Annotated in this window: 21 protein-coding genes and 1 pseudogene; 3 read left to right on the top strand and 19 right to left on the bottom strand. The window is 54.4% G+C overall.

Annotated features, from left to right (window positions below):
* Positions 1-69: 69 nt before the first annotated feature.
* The 11 genes and pseudogenes from WBG83_RS05305 to WBG83_RS05355 all read right to left on the bottom strand — a co-directional run bounded on the left by WBG83_RS05305 (position 70) and on the right by WBG83_RS05355 (position 9,491).
* Complete coding sequence (locus WBG83_RS05305; RefSeq protein ID WP_336743326.1) at positions 70-1,212, bottom strand: response regulator; 1,143 nt, start codon at positions 1,210-1,212, stop codon at positions 70-72.
* Positions 1,213-1,482: 270 nt separating this feature from the next.
* Positions 1,483-2,841 (bottom strand): Nramp family divalent metal transporter, encoded by a 1,359-nt coding sequence (locus WBG83_RS05310; protein WP_336743327.1) that lies wholly within the window; start codon positions 2,839-2,841, stop codon positions 1,483-1,485.
* A 109-nt stretch (positions 2,842-2,950) separates the two neighbouring features.
* A complete protein-coding gene (locus WBG83_RS05315; RefSeq protein WP_336743328.1) occupies positions 2,951-3,136 on the bottom strand; it encodes a hypothetical protein in 186 nt (61 codons plus the stop codon).
* 71 nt (positions 3,137-3,207) lie between these two features.
* Positions 3,208-3,354: pseudogene (locus WBG83_RS05320) on the bottom strand (slipin family protein); the annotation flags it as partial.
* 377 nt (positions 3,355-3,731) lie between these two features.
* Positions 3,732-4,703, bottom strand: coding sequence for a helix-turn-helix transcriptional regulator (locus tag WBG83_RS05325; RefSeq protein ID WP_336743329.1), 972 nt, complete (start codon positions 4,701-4,703; stop codon positions 3,732-3,734).
* A gap of 275 nt (positions 4,704-4,978) precedes the next feature.
* Positions 4,979-6,310 carry a sensor histidine kinase gene (locus tag WBG83_RS05330; RefSeq protein ID WP_336743330.1) on the bottom strand — a complete coding sequence of 444 codons (1,332 nt, stop codon included), beginning with the start codon at positions 6,308-6,310 and terminating at the stop codon, positions 4,979-4,981.
* A 5-nt stretch (positions 6,311-6,315) separates the two neighbouring features.
* On the bottom strand, positions 6,316-6,996 hold the full coding sequence (locus tag WBG83_RS05335) for a response regulator transcription factor (protein ID WP_336743332.1): 681 nt from the start codon (positions 6,994-6,996) through the stop codon (positions 6,316-6,318).
* Positions 6,947-7,549: a ferric reductase-like transmembrane domain-containing protein gene (locus WBG83_RS05340; RefSeq protein WP_336743334.1), complete on the bottom strand. Its 603-nt coding sequence runs from the start codon at positions 7,547-7,549 to the stop codon at positions 6,947-6,949. The genes WBG83_RS05335 and WBG83_RS05340 overlap by 50 nt, the downstream gene beginning before the upstream one ends.
* Before the next feature lie 19 nt (positions 7,550-7,568).
* On the bottom strand, positions 7,569-8,591 hold the full coding sequence (locus tag WBG83_RS05345; RefSeq protein ID WP_336743336.1) for an FAD:protein FMN transferase: 1,023 nt from the start codon (positions 8,589-8,591) through the stop codon (positions 7,569-7,571).
* A complete protein-coding gene (locus WBG83_RS05350) occupies positions 8,591-8,974 on the bottom strand; it encodes a hypothetical protein (protein ID WP_336743338.1) in 384 nt (127 codons plus the stop codon). Before WBG83_RS05350 ends, WBG83_RS05345 begins: the two co-directional genes overlap by 1 nt.
* A 322-nt stretch (positions 8,975-9,296) precedes the next feature.
* Positions 9,297-9,491 carry a KTSC domain-containing protein gene (locus WBG83_RS05355; RefSeq protein ID WP_336743340.1) on the bottom strand — a complete coding sequence of 65 codons (195 nt, stop codon included), beginning with the start codon at positions 9,489-9,491 and terminating at the stop codon, positions 9,297-9,299.
* Between the two features lie 237 nt (positions 9,492-9,728).
* On the opposite strand from WBG83_RS05355, the gene WBG83_RS05360 reads away from it, so the two are divergent.
* A complete protein-coding gene (locus tag WBG83_RS05360) occupies positions 9,729-10,988 on the top strand; it encodes a hypothetical protein (RefSeq protein WP_336743342.1) in 1,260 nt (419 codons plus the stop codon).
* Between the two features lie 302 nt (positions 10,989-11,290).
* On the opposite strand, the gene WBG83_RS05365 is transcribed toward WBG83_RS05360, so the two are convergent.
* The 8 genes from WBG83_RS05365 to WBG83_RS05400 all read right to left on the bottom strand — a co-directional run bounded on the left by WBG83_RS05365 (position 11,291) and on the right by WBG83_RS05400 (position 16,905).
* Positions 11,291-11,941, bottom strand: coding sequence for a response regulator (locus WBG83_RS05365; RefSeq protein WP_442955796.1), 651 nt, complete (start codon positions 11,939-11,941; stop codon positions 11,291-11,293).
* Between the two features lie 20 nt (positions 11,942-11,961).
* Positions 11,962-12,990 (bottom strand): sensor histidine kinase, encoded by a 1,029-nt coding sequence (locus tag WBG83_RS05370; RefSeq protein WP_336743414.1) that lies wholly within the window; start codon positions 12,988-12,990, stop codon positions 11,962-11,964.
* A gap of 42 nt (positions 12,991-13,032) precedes the next feature.
* A complete protein-coding gene (liaF, locus tag WBG83_RS05375) occupies positions 13,033-13,680 on the bottom strand; it encodes a cell wall-active antibiotics response protein LiaF (protein ID WP_336743346.1) in 648 nt (215 codons plus the stop codon).
* 237 nt (positions 13,681-13,917) lie between these two features.
* Positions 13,918-14,598, bottom strand: coding sequence for a PspA/IM30 family protein (locus tag WBG83_RS05380; RefSeq protein WP_336743348.1), 681 nt, complete (start codon positions 14,596-14,598; stop codon positions 13,918-13,920).
* Between the two features lie 4 nt (positions 14,599-14,602).
* Complete coding sequence (locus tag WBG83_RS05385) at positions 14,603-15,211, bottom strand: PspC domain-containing protein (protein ID WP_336743350.1); 609 nt, start codon at positions 15,209-15,211, stop codon at positions 14,603-14,605.
* A 2-nt stretch (positions 15,212-15,213) separates the two neighbouring features.
* Positions 15,214-15,921, bottom strand: a complete 708-nt coding sequence (locus WBG83_RS05390) for a PspA/IM30 family protein (protein WP_336743352.1) — start codon at positions 15,919-15,921, stop codon at positions 15,214-15,216.
* A 178-nt stretch (positions 15,922-16,099) separates the two neighbouring features.
* Entirely contained in the window at positions 16,100-16,411 is a 312-nt protein-coding gene (locus tag WBG83_RS05395; RefSeq protein WP_336743353.1) for a hypothetical protein, read from the bottom strand.
* A 296-nt stretch (positions 16,412-16,707) separates the two neighbouring features.
* Positions 16,708-16,905, bottom strand: coding sequence for a sterol carrier protein domain-containing protein (locus WBG83_RS05400; RefSeq protein ID WP_336743355.1), 198 nt, complete (start codon positions 16,903-16,905; stop codon positions 16,708-16,710).
* 464 nt (positions 16,906-17,369) lie between these two features.
* On the opposite strand from WBG83_RS05400, the gene WBG83_RS05405 reads away from it, so the two are divergent.
* Both WBG83_RS05405 and WBG83_RS05410 read left to right on the top strand, forming a co-directional pair.
* Positions 17,370-18,179, top strand: a complete 810-nt coding sequence (locus tag WBG83_RS05405; protein WP_336743357.1) for a C40 family peptidase — start codon at positions 17,370-17,372, stop codon at positions 18,177-18,179.
* Between the two features lie 242 nt (positions 18,180-18,421).
* Positions 18,422-18,520: a YjcZ family sporulation protein gene (locus WBG83_RS05410; protein ID WP_336743359.1), complete on the top strand. Its 99-nt coding sequence runs from the start codon at positions 18,422-18,424 to the stop codon at positions 18,518-18,520.
* Positions 18,521-18,612 lie beyond the last annotated feature (92 nt).

The following is an 18,612-nucleotide window of genomic DNA, read 5'->3' on the forward strand; positions in this document are numbered from 1 at the left end:
AACATTCCAACCTTTAGTATACTGAAACGGTTTGAAACTTTTCTGAAACATCGTCACCGGCCGGGCGGATCAGCTGTCATGGAGCTGTTCCTTGCTGCGCCACAAGCTGTACCATTGCAAAACGGTTTGCTGCGGCACCGCGTCGAATTCCTTCATCAGCATGTCTTGCAGCAATGTAAACTGCCGTTCTACAGAGAACCTGTCCTGGAGCCGGTCATATAGCTGCATCAGTTCAAAGTAAATGTATTCTTCACGCGGAAGACGCTTCTGCATCTGCAGATAAAAAGCCGCCGCCTCCACCAATCGGCCATTTGACATATAATGGTCCGCGATTTGGCCGGCATGACGAAGGCAAAGCGCGCGAAGACGGCGTTTCTCCGTTTCCGCCCACAAATAGTGGTAATCGGCCAAATAATCTCCGCGGAACAACTGCATCACCTCAAGATGGCGGTCTAGCGTCGTTTCGGATAAGGCCGGCAGCTCCAGAAGCCGGTTCTCCCAATCCTCACTGTCCAGCCCTGTTCCGTTCAGCTCCAGCATATAGCCTTCATCGCAGTTGATAATCGATACCGAGCATCCTAAATCACTAATAAATTTCCGCACCTGGTAAATTGCCGTATACAGCTGCGTAATTCCCTTTTTCCCTTCAATTCCCGGAAACAGCTGCTCTAAGATAACCTGCTTGCGCACCGGCTGCCCGCGGTGATGAAGCAAATAGGCAAACAGCTCCTGCGCCTTGTGTGTCTTCCACCGGACATTGACCGGGCCATGATTCATCCGTTCAAGCTGTAAAGCTTGAAAGCAGCGAATGTAACAGCCTGGCGTCGGAATAGGTTCCATACGCTGTCGGAGCTTCTCTTGTACGGCAAGCCGTGTTATCGTTTTCAGGAGCCGATCCGGAAACAGCGGCTTCACCAGATAATCCTGCGCGCAAAGCTCAAAGGCTTTGACCGCATAATCATCATAGGCTGTAACAAAAACGATTTGAGTATCAGGCAACCGGAGCAGCACCTGCTCCGCCAGCTCGATACCGGTCATTTCCGGCATATCGATATCCAAAAATACCGCGTCGGGCCGATCCCTGCAAATTTGCTCCAGAGCCTTCTGAGGGTTGAGATGCTGCCCGATAATACGGATATTGTCCAGCTCCAGCAGCTCTGCGGCCAGCTGTTGAAGCGCCAGGGGTTCATCATCAACCAATATGATATCCATTCAGAATCACCTTTTTCTACGGTTCTGGGTCTCATCTCAACGGCGGGTACTCCCCTGACGTTCGGTAAAGCCATTTCAATTTCTCTGTATAGGAGTACACTATGAATATACTAGTATTTGTTTATATTTAAAATAGCCTCTAGATCACATTCTGATAGAGCTAAATGATCAATGAGCACTACAAATGACTAGATCAAAAATACCGCGGGGCATAAGCCGCCGCGGCATAAAGGGAGTGAAACTGTGTATTCGCACAACCTTCAGGGGCCGTTACGAAGCGAACAACGTTCCGTATAACAGGTAAATGTTCAGCATCGCAATGAGAACCGCTATCGTCCAAGAAATGATACCGAGCCATTTGGGTGCGGTAAATGGACCCATTTTACGTTTATCCGTGGTGAACTTCACAAGCGGGATCACCGCAAATGACAACTGCAGGGATAGAATGACCTGACTGAGAATGAGCAAATCCGTGCTGGCCTGCTCCCCGTACAGTCCGATCACAACGATGGCCGGAACGATCGCAATAAGACGGGTAATCAAACGCCGGAGAACCGGATTGAGGCGGATGTTCAGGAAGCCCTCCATCACGATTTGGCCGGCCAGGGTTCCAGTCAAGGTAGACGATTGCCCGGAGGCCAGCAGCGCTACTCCGAATAAAACACTGGCCAGCCCTGTTCCGAGCAGCGGCGTCAGCAAATGATACGCATCCTGAATTTCGGCTACCTCCGTATGACCGCTCGTATGGAATACCGCAGCAGAAAGCACCAGAATACCAGCATTGACGAACAGGGCCAGCGTGAGCGCAATCGTTGAATCCAGGGTCGCAAACCGGATAGCCGAGCGCTTGCCGGGTACGGAATCCTCATACCGCCGGGTCTGCACAATGGAAGAATGCAGATACAGATTGTGCGGCATCACCGTTGCGCCAAGAATGCCGAGTGCAATATAGAGCATCTCCGGATTGCTTACAATTTGGGGATTTGGCACGAAGCCGTGCATGACCTCGCCAAGATCCGGCCTGGAAAGAAACATTTCCACAGCGAAGCAGGCAATAATTGTCGCGATTAAGGCAATCACAATGGCCTCAATATATCGGAAGCCCCGATTCTGGAGCAGCAGCACTAGAATAACATCGAAGGCTGTCATGATGACCCCCCAGATGAGCGGCAGGCCAAACAGCAGCTGTAGGGCAATGGCCGAACCGATAACCTCGGCCAGATCGCATGCGGCAATCGCAAGCTCGCACAGCACCCACAATGCCAGGTTGACCGGCTTGCTGTAGTGATCCCGGCACGCCTGCGCCAAATCCCGCCCGGTGGCAATACCAAGTCTTGCAGTAAGCGACTGAAGCACAACCGCCATTATATTGGAAATTAAAATAACCGACAGCAAGGAGTAGCCGAACATCGCCCCGCCCGCCAAGTCCGTGGCCCAGTTTCCCGGGTCCATATAGCCGACAGCCACCAGGTAGCCCGGACCTGCAAAAGCGAGCAGCTTGCGGAAAAAGCTGCCTTTGACCGGGACTGCCATCGATTGATGCACCTCCGGCAAGCTCGGAGTGTGAGAATTTTGTCTCCAACCTTGGCTTTCCGGTTTGGATTGTTGTTGTTGTGTTGCAATCCCCATGTCTCTCACCCTCTGTTTTTGTTTCTCACCACCAAACTTGTTGCCCTAGCGCAACTTTTGGTCAAAAAAATAAAGCCATGTTGTTTAAAGCGTGATGTATGGCTTTATCCTACAACAAAACGGCCGCGCCGACAATATAAATTTCATCCATGGAAAAAGAGGAAACGGGCGGGAATATAAGACCCATACGGCCAGTCCCGCCCAATTTCTTACCGCGCGCCTTCGTGCATTCCGCACCGCGCGCAGCTCCCAGCGCGCGGTGCTTCGCTGCATGACTGCGGTCGGTCGACCACATGCGCTCCCGGCCGCGCGATGCGAAGCCGCACGGCGGCCAGCCGGCACATACAGTGCGTCCCGTTTATTCACTCAGCCCTGCTTTGCGCTTCTCTCCCCCAGCAAGGAGTTTAGCTGCTCCAGCAAATTGCCGCCGCCGGTCAGCGAAATCGTACCGATTTTTTCGCATATTTTCTCCAGAAACTCCAGCTCCTTCAGGCGGTACAAGGTCTGGTTGTCTAGCTCAAGTTCACAGCCGCATTCCTTCCGGTTCAATTAAGAAAACCGGCCTCAAATGACGAGGCCGGCTTGTCCGCCGTTGAAATCTGTATAACCATTCGATTCGGGCACATCATATCTGGCATTTGCACGCCCGTGCCTTGCTTATCAAATCATTCCGCAAACGCGATCCGGCCGAGGAAAAATGTCTTCCTTACTATGGCCCGGATCGCCTTTACCGGCTCTATTTCTTATATTTACGGCTCATTCTCCAACAAAACCAGGCGCAGACGATAATAACGACGCCGACTACGGCCCATTGACTGGCATTCATGTTCGCTCAACCGCCTTTTTGTCCAGCTGACACGATTCATTGTACTGTCCAACCGCCTCTCGCGTCAACGAGTGTCCCCGGATTGCTTATACTGTCCGGGGGTCATGCCCTCCTGCTTGCGGAACGAGCGGATGAAGTTTTGGGAATTGTTATACCTCAGCCGTTCGGCAATTTGTTTGACCGTCATGCCGGAAACCTTCAGCCAATATTTCGCTGCGCGGTGCCGGTACCCGGCCAAATAGCCGGTGAAGGAGATATGCGCCGCTTTTTTAAACACGGAGCTTAAATAATTGGCATTGTAGTGCAGCCGGCGGGCGCAAATCTCAATGCTCAAGTCCGTATCGAATTCCTCGTGCACCATACGGATCATCTGACTTGTCAGCTGCTGCCGACGGGAATCGGATTTGCTCGCGAGCACGTCCAGGACCGGATGCAGGACCGTATCCATCAGCCACGCCCCAAGGTCATCCTGATTGGGTAACCGGATTATTTGCGCCAGCAGCGTTCCACGGGCCGCTTCAAACCGAATCGAGCATACCCCAAGCGACTGCGCATAGCTGATACACTGCATAGTCAGCCGTACATAGGCAAAGCGGACCTCATCGAGCCTGTCCATGCTGCTCAGCGACCTGGCCCCCTCCGCCGCTCGTTTCGTAAATACCGTTAGCAGCTCGTTCAGCCTTTCGCGCCGCAGGCCCTTTACCGCCTCTAACAGTTGCTCCTCGATATCCTCAGGGTACGAAACGGATGGGCCTGCAGCCGCCGGATAGAACAAGCCCCGCTGATTCTCAATCGGATCAGGCTTGCTGCCGGGGGACAACAGCCATGCAGATCTTCGGTCAGTCCGCCTCTCTTGAGCAAGGCATCGTCTTCGAAAAGAAGAGCCAGCCCGCAGCGAGCGGGCCGCCCGCTTGCGTTCCCGTGCCCATGCTGCTTTTCCCCATGTATATGCGGCACGAGGCTGCTCCTCCCTGGGCCAAATCCGGTTCAGCCGGGCTGCAGTCTGGCCTGCATAGTCCTGTAACGTTCGTATCATCCACGGTTACCCTCTTTCAAGTCTGCGGCAAGATTGCAGACGGCACCATTCGCAATGATCGGCGTGCGGTGTTCGGCTGCATAACAACGGTCGATCGACCACCGTTTCTCTCTTAAGGATGGAGCAAAGAAACGGCTAACCCCATTCCAATCAAGGGAGCCGTCCGCGCCATATACTCCTCAACAGTACTTGAAAATAAGGGCTTCGTCTGTGTAGCGTATTGTGCAAAACATGCCAGACTTTGCTTTTTTTGTCCTGTTGGTTTACGCGGGTGTTTATGCCCTGGGACCTCCCCTTGGCAGTCTCACGATAAAAGTGCTGCCCCTGCCGGGTTCACTCTCCGCGGTGATTGTGCCCCCATGCGCATTCACAATCCATTTTGCGATAGAGAGTCCCAAACCGGTCCCCCCATTCTCGCGAGAACGCGCTTTATCCGTACGGAAAAACCGTTCAAAAACAAACGGCAGCTGCTCAGGCAAAATTCCAATGCCCGTATCCTTCACACGGAAGCACAGCTCTTTATCCGAACTATCCAGCGTAACCTCAATCTCTCCGTGCTCCGGCGTATATTTGATAGCATTGTCGATTAAGATCACAAGCAGCTGTATCGTGCGCTCCACATCAACTACAGCTGTGTCATTTTCGGGCTTTGTTTGTGTCCAATTGAAGCTCTGCTGCTTCCGGTCGGCAAGCGGCCGAAGACGGTCCATGACTTCGAGCACAAGCCGCGCAACATCGGAGCGTTCCGGCTTAAGCAGCAGCTCGCCCGAGTCAGTCCGGGCCAGGGTAAGCAAAGATTCCGTCAAGCGTATCATGCGGCGGACCTCATCCTCCATATTAGCAAGCACCGTTTGATGAAATGCAGGCAGCGCTGACTTGGAGTCGGCCAAAATTTCAACAGAGGACTGCAGCACACTGAGCGGCGTCCGCAGCTCATGCGACGCATCCGCGGTAAAATCCTGCTGTCTTTTAAAGGAGCGCGCGATAGGCTTCATCGCTTTTCCCGCCAGAAGGTACCCGCCAAGGGAGGCCAGAAGGAGCAGCATGAGGCAGACAACAAACAATACCAGCCGCATCTGCTCCAACAGCCGCGCATGATCCGTAATATCCAGCATCGTCACGAGCAAACCGCTCCCTTCAGGAAGCTCCTTGGCAAAAACCAAAAATGTTCTCTTGGCCTCCCTTGCTTCTATTGAAAAAAGCCGGCTGGTTCCGGACTCTGGATTCCGCTGCTTCCACTGCTGAAGCGCCTCCTGAAAGGGCGCTTCTGTTGAGGAGGCCAAGACAGGCTCTCCTGTTTTATCCGCAATGGCAACATACTGGCCGGATTGGATAAACTCAAATTCGGCGCCTTTATTCCGCCGTTCTCCCTCTCCCCGCCCTTCTCTTTTGACCTCCCCGCTTCCGGGCTTCGGTTGCCCGCTTTCGGACTTGTGGTGCTGAAATACTTGCTCCGCCTTGGCCATCACCGCTTCCAGCGCGGCTTCCTCATTGCGCTTCAGTGTTCCGGATAGCAGCACGTAGAACAACGCCGTCAGCAATAAGAGAATGACCGCCAGAATAAGGCTAAAAAACACCGACAGGTTCCGTCTTGTTTTCTCAAACAAAGGGGTCACTCCTTTAAGGCAAGACGATACCCGATGCCCCTCACATTGTGTATGATTTTGTCCGGGAACGGGTCGTCTATTTTTTTGCGGAGCAGCTTAACGGTTGCATCCATTGTATTTGGAGTGACCTCGGCCTCCATCCCCCACACCTGGTCCATCAGCCGTTCTCTCGGAATAATTTGCCCTTGATAACGAATCAATACCTCCAGCATTTGAAACTCACGCCGTGTCAGTGTCACCGGCTGGCCGTCCCGCTTTACCTCATGGGATACATGATTCAGCTCCAGCACCTCACCCAGCCGGCTGACGTTCCCGCTCCAGCCTCCGACATTACGCCGGCCCAAAGCAAGCAGACGGGCCTCCAGCTCCTCAAAGGCAAAGGGCTTCACAAGATAATCGTCAGCACCGGCATGAAGCCCTTCCACACGGTCCGGGACTGCATCCCGCGCCGTAAGCATCAGCACCGGCGTCCGGTCCCCTTTGGCGCGAAGCATCCGGCACAATTCAACGCCGCTCCTGCCCGGAATCATCCAATCCAGTATATACGCGTCATAGCTTCCCAGATCCATATAATGCTCCGCCTCTTCAGCATGCTGCGCCCAATCTACGGTATGGAACTGCTGGCGAAGCTTGTACTCAATCAGCATGCCCAGCTTTGTGTCGTCCTCCACGAGCAAAATACGCATTACGCTGTCCCCCTGCCTGTTTGATTCCGAGATACACACGAAGTCCTGTCAATATTACCACGATAGCGCATGTAAGTCCGTATAATGCTATCACCAGGGGGGCCTTTGAATCCGTTCCCGTACCGAGTCCGTGAAGCATGGCCAGCGCAAAAACCGGATATGCGCTCAAATGAAAAACACGCCACAGCTTCTGTCCGAACAAGCCTTTGAAATCCGTTGTAACGATAAGCAAAAGCAGCCCGTATAGGGCAAGTGTCCCCATTCCGTTAAAAATCGGACGGTGGGATGAAGTAAAAGGGATAAGCAGCTCGGATAAGGCAAACGGCTGATAACGATCAATTACTAATACAAGCACATGGATGAGAGACAGCACAAGACCGATGTTGGAAGCACTGCTATGGATGCGATACAGCCTCGCCTTCTCCGCCCCTCTCCAAAAAGGCATACTGCCCATAATTCCCGTTGCCACCCCGATAAAAAGCAGCGCATACGCGGCAAGTCCGCAAACTCTGATAATCCACCAGGTCGGCAAGCTGGTTAATAACTGTGCCATCTTCATTTCCTCCTATCGGTTAGAGTGTCACAAAAGCAAGCTTTCCTTCAAAGCCCTTCCACTGCGCGTTATATTGCTGCGAGGTGCCGATATATCTACGCTCCCCGCGTTCGGTCACGATCAGAAACTGGTAAGCGGGCGCCAGTCCGGCGCTCCTCAGCCAAATCTCTCCCGCCTCGGAGCCAAGCAGCAGTACCGTTTTGGCATATACCTCACAGGCTGACACGTCTTGACCGATTACAGTACACTGCACGATATCGCTATCTCCCGGCAGCATGGTACGGGGATCGATCAGATGATGCATTTCCCCGCGAACCGTCCGCCAGCGCCGCTTCATCCGGCTGGATGTGGCCGCAGCGCCATAAATCAGATTCACTACAGCTATGGATTGCTCAGGGCAAAACGGATCGGCCACCTCAATCGGCCAAGGACTGTCCGGTGTACCGCCCCATACCGCAAGATCGCCCCCGGCGTCAAGCATACCGGCCGTTACCCCTGAATCCCGGAGCCTTGCCGTCATCCGATCCACTGCCCATCCCTTCACAATTCCGCCCAGATCCAGACCTCCCGACTGTGGAAGCTTCACTGCCCCCATACCTTCGTCCAAAGCCCAATCCTCATCCCGGGCATCCAGGCTGTTCATGCCAGCTTGACCCCCATAAGGCGGCTGCTCGCCGAACGGATTATGGCCTGCCGGTTCGCGCTGCAGGCGTTCAAAGCTGTCCGTATACCCGGCCCGCATCAAGGCTTGAAGCACAAACGGATTGAAGATTCCACCTGTCTTCCGTATAAAATACCTGCACAGCTGCAGCACCTCCAGCATATTAGCCGACACCAGCATCGGGCGCCCGTCTGAGCGGTTTAAACGGGATAGCTCGCTTGCTCTGAGAAAGCGGCTGAAGGTCTGTTCCACATAAGCAAACCATTCCCGTATCCATCGAGAATCGTCACGCTTCGGGCTTGGTTCCGAAGGCAGCACAGCGGTGATGCTTGTGTTCAGCGCCTGGAACTCCTCCATGGCATACCGTTCCTCCTGCATCATCAGGACCCTCTTGTTTTTCCTGTCGGTTTTTGTGAGACCGACGGCGGAGTCATACCGGATGAGGAATCTTGAGATTGCCCGCTGCGTCCATAGCTTTGGCCGGGAGTTCCATTTCCGGGCAGCTCGGATGAGCTGCCGCTCCGCGCTGTATATCGTTTCCCGCGGCCTTCTGCCGGACGTGTTCGGTCGAATTCATTCATTCCTCCATTATCAGGGGCAGAGGCTTGCGATTTATTGTTCAATGCAGATGAGCCTGCGGCCTGCTGCACAGCGGATGCGAACGCCGGATCGCTCTTCGCCTGCTGGAAAAGCAAGGCTAATGAAAGCGTACAGCCTGCTCCAATGCCCCACTTGATTAATTTTTTTCTCGTTCCTTGACGCATATGCTTCAACTCCTTGCCTAACATGAATTTACTTCACCCCCATCATAACGAACCAATCTGAAAACAGGATGAAAAAAGCATTCCGGTAAAAAGTAATTGTCGATGACGCATACTTTTTTCCGAAATGCCCGTAGAATGGTCCTAATGGAAGGAAGCTCCTTCCACAGCTGCATGGCCGCCAGTGCTTGTCCGCCTCCGGCTGTAGCTGTGCCGGTCCAAGCTTCAATTGAGGCGCATTCAGCAAAAAATACCGCCCCGTCCGTCTCCCGGATGAGCGGTATTAAACTGCTTGTCTGCAATACGTCCCTTTAAGTAAGCGCATTCACTTGCGCTGCCGCAGCAAGCTCAGCATCATGTCGTACTGATTTTGCGCTTGAAGCAAGCCTTGATAATCATCCTTCGTCACTGCATCGACCCATTGTATTTTTCCCGTTGCGTACTTAATCATCAGCTGGGCGGATTGCTCATCATAGCCGATTCCATCGATCTGTCTGGATTGAAGAGGAACGTAATCCATATTTTTCTAACCCTCCGTTTCACTTGAGTAGAGCCGAGTAACTAGCTATGACCTTCGTGTGTGCAGTAAGCTGGCGCCCGTTCCGTCATAATTTAACTATATGGCGCTTTACCGTAAAAAATTACTGCATTTCACCGGATTTCATGCCATTGCAGCAGCGGCTTTCCTCTTACCGGAGCAACGGGTGCATGATATAATATCTATCATAAATGAAGGATTTGCAGGAGGTGAATCTGTATGAAAATCAACACCATTCAACGCGTGATGCCGTACCGGCAGTACAGCCAGTTTTATTCGCTCGTACAGGCGGCCAAAGAAAGCAAACGGAGCTACGGTCGCGGCTCGGCACTGACCTCCTACCAATATCGCGAGCCGGTGCCGAGCCCCGCGCAAACCGCCGCAGAAGCGGCCAGACGGACGGTGGAATATGCGCTGCAAATGAGTGAAACGGCTTCCACGCTTATCGAAGGGGCGCCCTTCTCCGTATTGAACAAACGCAGCGCGGAATCAGATCAGCCGCAAGTGGTTTCCGTGGCGGCCAGCGACGGCTCTGCGCCTGCGCAGGAAGAACTGACTGTCAGCCAGATTGCGGGAGAACAGCGCAACACAGGGAATATTTTTACCGCCAAAACCGCTTCGGCTATTGCTGAGGGCAACCATGAATTTACCCTGACCATTGGCGGCCGAACCGTGAATCTGTCCGTGTATGTGACACCGCTGGAAACGAACCGGCAGGCTCTGCAAAAAGTCAGCAATACCATCAACCGGGCCGGTGCCGGAGTTATTTCCAGGCTTACAGCTGATCCGCAAAGCGGGACGGTCCAGTTAAAGCTGATATCCCAGCTGCCGGGTACGGCACAAGCCTTCGGCTTTAGTGACGTCACGGGCAGCATCGTGTCTACCGCCGGCCTCAATTCGGTAACGACTCCCGCTGTCGATGCTGTCTACACAACCCGCGACGGCTCAACCCATACATCTGTCAGTAATGAGGTGTCCTTACTCGGAGGTAGCATTAAAGCAAAGCTTCTTGCAACAACTTCACAGCCGGCACGGATTACTGTCACGCCGGACGCCGGGCAGGTCGTGCAGCAGCTGCAGCGGCTGGCAAGCAGCTACAATCATTTTCGCCAAACCATTCAGGACAACAGCCCCGCCCTGCAGCAGGCTCTGGCCCAGGAATTTGATCAAGCGCTGGAGCAAGCGCAGCTTGGAGATATTGGTCTTAACCGGCAAACCGACGGTTTGCTTCAAGTGAATGAGTATGAGCTGCGGGAGGCTTTGAACCGCGATCTGACCGACACGGTTGAGCTTATTGGGGGAAATGAGGGGATTGCCGCCAAACTGAAGGCAGCAGCCGATGGGGTTCGGGAGCTGCCGGTCATGGATTTGCTAAACCAGCGGCAAGCAGGCCTAAAAAACTATGCTTCCTACCTGGCTACTGCCAAGCAGGCATCCACCATGCCTGTACGCGGTCTAATCGTCAATGCCTTCTATTGAAGGCGGTAACAGCTTGGAGCAAAACAAGCAGCGGTCTTCATGATCGTGCGTCTGCGGAAGGGGCCGCTTTTGCAGCAGGTCCCGTTCACTAAACTAAATTGCTGCTGAACGACAAGGCGGCCTGCTCCCGCTCCGAAGGGCTTAATCGACTGGAGGTTTACGCGCGGCTGGAGGTAAAGCAGCACGTACAGCAAGTCTACAACATGCCGTGCCCGATCCTGCCGTTATGTAACAAAGCTTATCTCAGCACTTATGCCCGAAATAAGCAGCGAAGTGCTTCTTGGCGCTCGGCCTCGGCCGGATTATTGCTCCTCGCCGCTCAAGCCATGCTTGAACGCATAAATCGCTGCCTGGGTGCGATCCTCGACCCCGAGCTTCGCCAATATGTTCGTGACATGGAATTTGACCGTCTTCACACCGATAAACAGGGTATCCGCTACGTCCTGATTGGATTTGCCCTGTGCAATGAGGCGGAGAACCTCCATTTCCCGATCGGTCAGCTCCTCGTGCGGCTTCGGGGCCTCCTTCGGCTGGCGGAACCGGTTCATCAGCTTGGATGCGACCTGGGACTCCAGTACGGATTGGCCCTTCGCTGCCGAGCGAATGGCCTGGGCTATCTCGCCGGCGCGGGAGGTTTTGAGCAGGTAGCTGAACGCGCCCGCTTCAATGACGGGCACAACCTTCTCATCATCCAAAAAGCTGGTCAGCACGATTACCTTGCAATCCGGGTGCTGCTGCAGTACGCGGCGGGTCGTTTCGATTCCGTCCATGCCCTCCATGACCAAATCCATCAGCACAACATCCGGCTTGTATTCGGCTGCCAGACGAACGCCTTCCGCTCCGCTGCCCGCTTCCCCTACAACCTCAATGCCGTCCTCTGTCCCAAGCACAGCCGCCAGGCCAATTCGAACCATCTCGTGATCATCCACAAGCAGCACCCTGATGGGGTTCATTTGCTCCTGATCCTGTTCCATTACGCAGTTTCTCCTCCTTCGGGCACGATCGGCACCCGGATTTCGATGCGGGTTCCTTTCCCCGGCGCCGTAATCATCTGTATTGTCCCGCCGATTTCATTGACCCGCTCCTGCATGGATACGAGACCGTAGGACGTATGCTTCTTCTCTTCCAAATCAAAGCCGACCCCGTTATCGCGGATCGTCAGCCGGACACTATCCTCCGGGTGCTGCAGCCGCAGCTCGATTTTATCCGCCTTGGAGTGGCGCAGCGCGTTGGAGAGCGATTCCTGAACGATACGGAATAAGTGGTCCTCAATTCCCTTGGGCAGCCGGATGGTTTCATCCATTTCCCAGGAAATCTCAAACGGCACTTTGACCTGAAGCTCCTGCAGCAGCTCACCCAGCCCCTGGGATAGTCGTTTCCCCTCCAGATGGACCGGACGAAGGTGCAGCAACAGCGCGCGCATCTCCGATTGGGCAACCGATGACATTTCCTCGATCAATTCTATTTGCCGCTTCGCCTTGTCGAAATCCTTCTCCAGCGTGCGCCCCACCGCTGTAGCCGTCATGGAAATGGCGAACAGCTGCTGACTGACCGCATCGTGAAGCTCCCGGGCCAGCCGCTGCCGTTCTTCTACAATGGCAGACACCCGGGCCTTCTCGGCCAGCTCGGCATTGCTGGTCGACAGCCGTTGAAGCGAGCCGACCTGCTCCTCCCACTTGACCTGAATGCGGCCAAGCTGCTCGCTGAGCCGGCCGATTTCATCATCGCCAAGCGGCGGGGCTTGACGCGGCAGGCTGCCCTTCTCCAGCAGCAGCATGCGGTCATGCAGCTCCTCCAGCCGGCGCTTGATACGGCTGCTGTACAGGAAGCCGTACGCCGCGCCGAAGGCCAGCGCAAGCCCGATCAGCAGCAGGCTGAGCTCGACCCCCTCCTGCCAGGTGCTGAACTCGCGGAGATAGCCGTACCGGCGCAGCACGTAGACAACCGCAGCGAACAGCACGAGGCTAAGCAGCATTGCTTCGCCCATGCTTCGCCATATCATGTTGGTCAGTTTACCGCGCAAGACGACTCCTCCTTTGCCGGACTACAAAATCCGAATATCGATATCGCCAATCATAAACGCCAGCTGCAGCCGGACACGGTGCTCGCAGGTATCGAAGTTATCGGAGCGCCAAACAAACTTGTTGGCGATTCCCGCTTCTTTTCGACCCGCCGCCTTCACCTCTCCCATCCAGACATAAGCCTCCGCTTCAACGCCCCAGTCCTCAGGAAGAATTAGATGGACGTCCCCGATAATGCCCTGCAAAAAAATTTGGGTCTCCTTCTCTTCCGGAATTGCAAGCGACAAGTCCAAGCGGAATTCGCCGATGGCGCACCAAATGCCGGTGTGCTTCAGAATCCACGGCCCCCGGTCACGCTTGAAGCTGCCGATAATATGCGGCCTCGGCTCCCGGGCGTAGGGCGGTATCTTTTTTTTGCTTCGCACATAAAACACGCCAATCGAAATCATCGCCAGCGCCAGCACAACCCCCATCTGTGCGCCAAATAAAATGAGCAGGCCAATCGCGGCAATGACAAACCCGCTTCGCCCCGGCTCACTGGCAATCCGGTATACCCCGATGAGGAGCAGCACGAGAGCGGCGATGGTCATGAAGTCCAGTACCTTGCTGGCCAAAATAAATACGCCCGCTGCAAGAAGTACAATTGCCGTGTTGCGTTTGCTTTTCACCATGCCGCTCCCCCTTTCATGCTGAATCAACCGGGTAAACGGCTTTGCCCCAGAAAAGGCGGTACCGTTTACCTGCTGTACTTGAACTGTAATTTTGGTCAGCAAGGCCGTCAAGGCCCGAGAATCAACAACTTAGGACCAAGCCCGCAGCAGCTCGCTGAGGCCAGCGGTCGGTGGCTTGGTCCATGTATTAGAATATCATAAGTTGGGTTCTCTCAAAAGCCGTGGCCCGCAATTCACTTACAGGTTGCTTCTCATACGCTCCAGCTCGGCTTCCACCTTTTGACGGCGGGCCTCATCGGCAGCCGCCCAGCCTGCGGCACCCGCTGCTCCGGTTACAGGTCCGATGCCCGGCTTGCGAAGCATCTCCGCTTCTACCTCCATCTGCATAATTTTTTCTTCGATGCGGTGGAAGCCTTTGGACGCATGGCCGCTTTCCAGCGTGTGTACGGCAGTCACACTGGCCATTTTCTTTTGTGCTTCCGCCATCTGCGCCCGGGCCGTCAGCTCGTTCTTTTTGTTGCGGAGCTGATAAAATTGCTCCTTCATATCATGAAGCTGGTGCTTCAGCTCAGATGCCTGGGCAACCGCCTGCTCGTGCAGCTCCGCATACTCGGTAACCTTTTGGTCAAAATACAGCTTCTCCTCCAGCGCTTGGCGCGCCGCCGCATCCTGTCCTTCACGCAGCGCCTGCTCCGCCTGCCTCGAGCGCTCGTCGCTCAGCCGGACGGCTTCCTCATACCGCTGCTGCAGCTTGCGCTCGCTTGCGATTTGACGGGCAACCGTAACTTCAGCGCGAGCAATGTCCTCTTCCATATCGCGAAGATATTGCTTCAGCATCATGATTGGGTCCTCTACCTTATCAAGCAGCTCATGCACCGATGCTTTTGTCATATCGCTAATCCGTTTGAATACTCCCATTGTATTATTCTCCCTTCTCTTCGTTCACAGATTTAGTTTGTTCCATTTTGGCGACCTTGGCGCGCAGCTCTTCCAGCTCCCGCTGCATCGCTTTTTTTTCAATATCCGGCATCATATCGTCCAGCGGATGCTGGACATTCGGGCTTTGCTGCGGCTGCTTCCAATTCATCGTACCCGATCCGGGGCCTTGATGCGGCTGCTTCCAGCCTTGCTGCCACTGCTCGCCGTAAAATTTGCCCCAGCGTCTCATTTGCTTCGCCCAGCGGCGGGCGGACTTGGAATCGAAGCCGTATTCCCCGCCGAATGGACCATTGTGTCCGAACGGGCCGCTTGGTCCGTGATTGCCTTGATAGCCGTGTCCCTGCTCAGGGCCGTATTCCGGGCCGTAGCCGTGTCCCTGCCAGCCGCCGTATCCATATCCTGCGGCTACCGGCTCCTTCGGAATTACAAGGCTTGCCAGCACATAAATGGCAATCATGGTTCCCGCCGAGAATATCGCTGTGATGACAAAGATTAAACGCAGCAGTGTAGCGTCAACATCAAGCAGTTCAGCTAACCCGCCGCATAGACCGAATAATTTCTTATCCCGCTGCGAACGGTAAATTCTCTTCATATCTAGTTCCATCCTTCCTGAGCCAGTTTGCTGCGCAGCTTCTCCAGCTCCCGGTCAACCGCCGCCGAAGCGCCAGGCATAACGGGTGAGGCAGGGGGAGCAGCATAGCGGCTGCCTTCCGGCCGCACCCCGAACGGTGTCGTCGAGCGCAGCTCGTTAAAGATTCTCATCTCGGACTCCAGCTCGCTTACCGCGTCCTCGACCCGGTACAGCAGTCCATGAGACGAGCGGCCCTCCCAGCCTGGGCCAGCCTGCATTTTGCGCTGCAGGCGGAGCGATTCCAGACGGGCCAGCACCACCTCGCGTTTGGCCAGCACTTCGTCATATTCGGCCTTCAGGGCCTGCATTCGTTCCTCCAGCTCGATAATGGCCGGCTGGCTTTCCTCATACAGGCGCCGGTACTGCAGAGCCTGCTCCTCATAGCGCAGCTTCTCCTGCAGAGCCATGCGGGCCGCAATCTCTTCGCCGGCCTTCACAGCCAGTGAAGCCTGCTGCTCCCGCTTGTCCCGAAGCTGCTCCGCTTGAACCATCTGCTGACGCAGGGTAGCGGCATGATGCAGCAGCTGCCTGTACAAGGCTTGCGATTGTTCAAGCTGCTCCCGCTGGCCGCTTAAGAAGCGGTCAATCAGCCGAACCGGGTCATCCGAGGATTCCAGCATTTCGTTCAACGTTGCCGCGGTCATATCGCGAACTCTTCTCCATATGCTCATTTGTTGTTCCTCCTAAGTTATCAAGTGTTCCTGCGGGCTTGCCTGCTCTAACCGGCGGCCTCCGGCCGGGTTAAGGGATACGCCCGCGGATGCAATTTTGTCTCCTGCATCAGGCGGCCTCCGGCGCTGCCGCGCCTCCATCCCTGCTTTCTTTCCACCGGCCATCTAATCGGCCTTCTTAAAGGTAGCTTGTTTTCCGCTTCAGCAGTATAATTCCGCCAATTACAAACCCTGCCGCCAAAATCCAGGGGATGAGGCCGGACAACTTGCCGAGCACACACAAAGCACCGATTACGAAGAGCACCCCGCCGATGAACCTGCGTTCATTCATCCACCCGATATACCCGAGTCCCATCAAGATGAACGGGAACAACCAGCTCATCAGGATTCCAAGACCAAAGCCCGTCTTTCCAAGCACCATCAGGATACCGCAGCCAATCAGCAGTAGTGCGAATCCGCGTTGTTTCGTCATGCGCATTTGTTTGCTCACCGCCTTTCCTTCGTTTGTTGTCGCTTGCTATGTCTTTATTGTAGTCGGAAACACTTCTGCCCAAAACGGACCCCGGACGGTTTCTGCTGCTGGACCTTAGTCTAGGATGCAGCAGGACCTGCGGGGAGCAAGCCGGACGAGCCGCTTGTTTCAAGGCCCCGCCATCGCCACAATCGTTTTGCCGTCCGAAGCTGATGCCGGCCATCTGCAGCCCGATAATGAGTGTCTAGCCCGGCGTAGCACAACAAAAAACGGCGGTCCGCAGACCGCCGCTAGTCATGAATGGCACTATCCTATTAAAAGAAATCAGCTAAATACGTATTTGCCGCAGGAACCAGCTCCTCCAGCAGCCGGACTGCTGAAGCATCCGCCTGCAGCCGGCCGATTTGCGCCAGCAGCCCCGGACGCTGATAGCCGAGCATAAGCGCTGTTAAGGTTTGAATATCACAGGCCGCTTGCACCGGCACCGGTTCATTCGGCTCCTCCATCAACATACCGGGGCCTGCTCCAGCTTCTTGTTCCGGGCGGCCGTTACCGGACAAGCTGGCCTTTATCCATTAAATAAATTCTCTTCTATTTTCATGTGTCGGCGGTAATCTTTCAATCCTGATTCTAGATATAGTACGACATTCCCAGAATAAGGCTGGGAATGAAGCTGCCCGTCTCAAAAATAAGCCCGCTGTCCCAATTTCCGCATACCGGTTCGGGCTTCAGAGCGAATAGGCCCATTTTCACTTTAAAATCACGGAATGTATTTCCAGCATCACACAGTTCCTTACAGCCGCTCTCCTTGATTTCCCTGTGCTCATGGACTTTGGTCGCAGCATGGCAGAATTGCCAATTTCCAATTTTCCAATTGGAAACTATTACAACTGAACTTCCAATTTTCCACGTGCTATGATTGATATCGGACGGACTTTCCAATACCCACACACATTTGAGGAGGTAGTAAAGAGTCATGAAAAAACAGCTCATAGCATCCTTGCTTGCCGCGTCCTTTTGCTTATCAGGAGCCATCGCCCTTCCACAAGGGGCGGAAGCCGCTTCGTACGTTTCCGCATCTGTCGGACAAACTCTTGTTGTCAACAAATCCGTTTCTTTTCGTAAAGCCGCTAGTACAAGCAGCACGATGATTCGTTATTTGAAGGCCGGTGAGAAGGTAACCATTCTCGGCTCGCCCAATCAATATTGGTACCAGGTTCGTGATCAAAACGGACAATCCGGGTACGTCAGCAGTAAAACCGAATATGTATCCTTAAGCAGCGGTTCTTCCGGTTCCGGCTCTGGTTCTTCCGGTTCCTCCGGTTCTTCGGAATCAGGCAGCACAAGCTCCGCCTCCGTAGAGAAAATGATTTCCGCCGGTATGAAATACCTCGGCACTCCTTACGAATACGGATCAAGCCGGAGCAATACCTCGACTTTTGACTGCTCTGACTTCGTCCGTCAAGCGTTTAAGGATGGTCTCGGGATCACCCTTCCTGCGGATTCCAGAGGACAAGGCGCCTATGTGAAAGATAAAGGAAACTACACGACCGATTACACCAAGCTCAAGCGCGGAGATTTGGTCTTCTATTCCGCCTACAAAGGTTCAAAAGCCTCGGATTACGCAGGGGTCAACAAAGCAACAGCGACCATTACCCACGTATCCATTTACTTGGGTGACGGCAAGCTCTTGCATACATATTCGAAGGCGTCCGGCGGCGTCATTACAGATACGCTTGACGGTCATTGGCAGTACCGCTTCCTGTTCGGGGGCTCGGCACTCTGATTTCCGGTATTCAGGTTCCAGCTTTCCCAGGCAGCGCCTGCATGGATAGCGGATGGTCTGGCGGCGTCATCCGATGCCGACCTGCGGCTGGGGTGTCGCACACGATGCAAAAGCAGCTGGCATGGTAATCAGCAGCGCAGGTAAGCCGCCGCTCGCGACAAACTCCCAGCGCCCCCGTACAGGAGTCCAAACCTCCGCTAACCGTCCCGAATATGCTGATAGCATCCAGTATAGGAAGGGGGATGACAATGGGCGTGGGCTGCAACGTTTTCACTTCTACGGCTGTCATTCTGGTGCTCTATATTTTGCTTGTTATTATTCTAAGAAGTTTCCCGTACTAATCTTTCCGTTTGTTCTGAAATCCGGAAGCTGAACCTGGCTTCCGGATTTTGCTTTTCAAGGAACAGCAACTTGCGTTATGATAAAGTGTATC

Source organism: Paenibacillus sp. y28, assembly GCF_037137075.1.
Lineage (GTDB): Bacteria > Bacillota > Bacilli > Paenibacillales > NBRC-103111 > JBBBNV01.